2 pseudogenes are annotated in these 394 nt (G+C 63.2%); one reads left to right on the top strand and one right to left on the bottom strand.

What is annotated here, in order from left to right:
- Positions 1–185, bottom strand: a pseudogene (locus SB756_RS28315) (hypothetical protein); the annotation flags it as partial.
- 136 nt (positions 186–321) lie between these two features.
- On the opposite strand from SB756_RS28315, the pseudogene SB756_RS28310 reads away from it, so the two are divergent.
- Positions 322–394, top strand: a pseudogene (locus tag SB756_RS28310) (4'-phosphopantetheinyl transferase); the annotation flags it as partial.

The raw sequence follows: 394 nt of genomic DNA, 5'->3' as shown, positions 1-394 counted from the left end.
CCCAGCGACTGGCCCCACGGCGCAGCCTGGCTGCCTGCGTCGTCGAAACTGACACGGTGGATCAGGTTGCCGGACTTCTTGGTTTTCTCGCCGCCGAACGCGGCAAAGGAGCCGTCCGCAGCCTGCACTCCGGCAGTGGCGCTGAGCATGGTTAAGGCCAACAGCAGCTGTTTGATCGCAGTCATGGGGTTACCTCTACGCGTTTGGCTATGGGTGCCAGACTACGCAGGCGCCCCTGAACTCCCCCTGAACGGGCTCTGAACCGCACCTGAACCGTTGCGGGCTATCCACTGGCGTGCCAACTGAAGCAAAATACCGCCCATGACGCCCCTACCCGCTTGCTGTACCCCGCTCGATGCACATTGGCCCCTACCCGAACCCTTGCCGGATACGG

The organism is Pseudomonas sp. SIMBA_068 (assembly GCF_046534705.1).
Taxonomy (GTDB): domain Bacteria; phylum Pseudomonadota; class Gammaproteobacteria; order Pseudomonadales; family Pseudomonadaceae; genus Aquipseudomonas; species Aquipseudomonas putida.
Note: the sequence above shows the minus strand (reverse complement) of the source record. Positions and strands in the feature narration are given on the sequence as shown.